This window comes from Thiorhodococcus mannitoliphagus, from assembly GCF_010915725.1.
In the GTDB taxonomy this organism is placed as follows: Bacteria; Pseudomonadota; Gammaproteobacteria; order Chromatiales; family Chromatiaceae; genus Thiorhodococcus; species Thiorhodococcus mannitoliphagus.
Genome location: NZ_JAAIJR010000278.1, coordinates 1 through 2,572, shown reverse-complemented (window position 1 = coordinate 2,572; position 2,572 = coordinate 1). Strand labels below are relative to the sequence as shown.

The 2,572-nt window shown below is 64.5% G+C and carries 2 protein-coding genes; both read right to left on the bottom strand.

What is annotated here, in order from left to right:
• Positions 1 to 276: 276 nt before the first annotated feature.
• Positions 277 to 963, bottom strand: a complete 687-nt coding sequence (locus G3480_RS26070; protein ID WP_164657116.1) for an RBBP9/YdeN family alpha/beta hydrolase — start codon at positions 961 to 963, stop codon at positions 277 to 279.
• Between the two features lie 544 nt (positions 964 to 1,507).
• A complete protein-coding gene (locus tag G3480_RS26065; protein ID WP_164657115.1) occupies positions 1,508 to 2,398 on the bottom strand; it encodes a hypothetical protein in 891 nt (296 codons plus the stop codon).
• Positions 2,399 to 2,572: the final 174 nt, after the last annotated feature.

Below are 2,572 nucleotides of genomic sequence, written 5' to 3'. Positions count from 1 at the left end.
CGCCCCCCCCCCCCCGCGCACCCCCCCCCCCCCCCCGGGGGGGGGGGGGCCCCCCGCGGGGCGGGGGGGGTTCGGGGGGGGGGGCGCCGCTCCCACGTCGCTTCGGCTCAAGGATGCGCGGTTGCCGACTCAACCGATTGGTCAGTCCGCTGATCGACGCCGGCGACGGCGTCGATCAGCGAGAGATCCAAGACCTCGGGGATAAAGCCAGCGTCGAAAACCACTTAGGCATTGGATAGACCTCAAAACGTCATCCGGGCCGTCAGCCCAGCGCACTCATTCCCCGACGGCCAGGCGACGGTGGATGACGCCCACGTCTGCCCGCTGGAGGTGATCCGAATCGGAACCGCTCGCAAGCTGGGTCGGCGCGGCCAGACCCTTCCCCTGAGCGGCCTTGAAGGCACGCAGCAGCGCCAGCCCCTCGGGCCAAGGCCCAAAGCCAGAAGCTTCGTTGATGTGCCCGGCCTTGCCAACCTGAGCGACGGCACTGCCCCAGCGATCCGCCCAATAGGCGACCCTCGCCGGCTTCATCCAGGGATCGTTCGCACTAGCGACCACCAGGCTGGGGAAGGCAAGCAAATCCTGCGGCAGCTGCGCTGCTACCGAGGCTCCGCCCGTCTCCTCCCGCAAGCCGTCAGGCGAGAAGCGGTCGGGGTCGCCAGGCGCGACCAGCAGAGCACCCGCGATGCGCGACGGCGTTCGGCTCGCCGCGGTCACGGCCGCCAAGCAGCCGAAACTATGGGCAACGAGCCAAACCGGGCCAGTCGCATAGCGAACGGCGACCTGGATCGCGTCCGACCAGCGCTCCAGGCTCGGCGTGCTCCAATCGATGCCGGAAACCCGGCGCGCATCCGACAGCTCGCGCTCGAGCCACGTCTGCCAGTGGCCGGGTCCGCTGCCCTGGTAGCCAGGGACGATGAGGGTGGAGTACTGAGGAAATTCGAGGATGTTAGACCTTGGCATGGCAGCGCTCACTCTCTTGGTGTCTATGTAGCTTCTCGACGACCGGATCGACTGCTCCCGGATCGCGTGCCTAGACCATAGCCGCCGCAGCCCGAGCAGAAAAAGACTATGTGCGCATGAATTTATAACTCGAAGGAATAAAGGCCCCGAATCTTGCCCATCCGGCACGCAAACTAGCCCAGAGGCCGATGATCGCCTCGAGCGCGGCATAGCAAAGCGCCGCATGCCGGGTTCGGCGCAGAGGCCGATGCAGGCCCCCAAGCGCCGAGCGCCATCCCGGCGAAGAAGGCCGACAGGACCGCGAGCACCGAGAGGACCTCGCGGCCGAGCATCACGGAGAGGCTTCGGATCCAGACCATCTCCTAACCGAGGCCGGCAAAACCGGAGACCAGCGTAACAAGATGGACGAGGACCGCTGCTAACCGGCGAGGAGGGTGCGAACCTGTCGTCTTCGTGTTGATAACCATAAAACAGGCAAGGGTGCTCCAGGCCGCGAGGCTCGGAGCACCCCCAGATGGCGACCCCGGACGAGGTCGCGCGCTGGCTAATCGTTGATGACGTCGATGAAGATGGGGTTCGAGTAGAACCAGAGGTCGGCATAGGCCTCGGCCACTTCATCAAGCTTGCTGGTCGATTCTGGTGTCTGGCCCGGCAGCAAGTAATTCGTCAGGTCCGGCAGCGCGTCATAGATCGCCGCGCTGGCCTGGCTATCGGCGAGCGGATTGCCCTCCGCATCCGTTTCCTTCGGCACGTTGGCCGGCAGATTGGTGCCGCGCAGTCGCAGGTACATGTCTTGCTCCACACGGAAGCTGTAAACATAGGTCAGGTAACCATGCCTCTTGGCCCAAGCGGAGCGATTGAAGGGACCAGAAAAGCGCTCGAAGGTCGCTGCCACGTGGGTTGATTCGTTGGTCTCCTTGCAGTAATCGATATCCGTATCCAGTTCACGGGTGTCGGCATCGGGGCAAGACTCAAAGTTTTCCGGCGGCTCGACGTAGCCGGTGACGTCGCCGGCGATGAGGTCGATGTGATCGAGTACCGGCCTATTGAGCGGCACTTGACGCCCGATCTGCTCCAGCGACGGATTGTCCATGTCGAGCGGGCAGTGATTGGTGCCCACAGGGTCATGGACCCTGATCTTGACCTTGACCCGCTCGCCCCGCTTCACCCGAAGGGTCTGGCCCATCATGGCCTTGCCCGGACCCCGGCCCTGGACGGTGAACTCGAGCTTGTCGATCAGGTCACCCTCGACGTGCCAGGAGGCACCCGAGCGGACACCGGCGAAGATTGCCTCCAGACGATCTCGATTCGAGGTATCGACGTAGATGTAGTTCTTCTGGTACTCGCCTGGCCAGAAATCGCTGCCGTTGGTGCTCCAGTGGTTGTGGTAGTCCGAGCTGGCGAAGTTCCACCAGTTGCGACCCTCGCCGAGCATGGCATCCCAGAGACCGCCAACCTTGGCGCTATAGTAGCCGGAGCCTCCGTAGGTGCCGCCGCCATCGGCGCCGGTGCCGAAGCCGCGGTCGCCGGACTGCGTATTCCAGTGAAACCGGACACCCAGTCCGAAGGAAAGCGGACAGCCGTTCCGATCGAAGCCGGACAGTCAGTC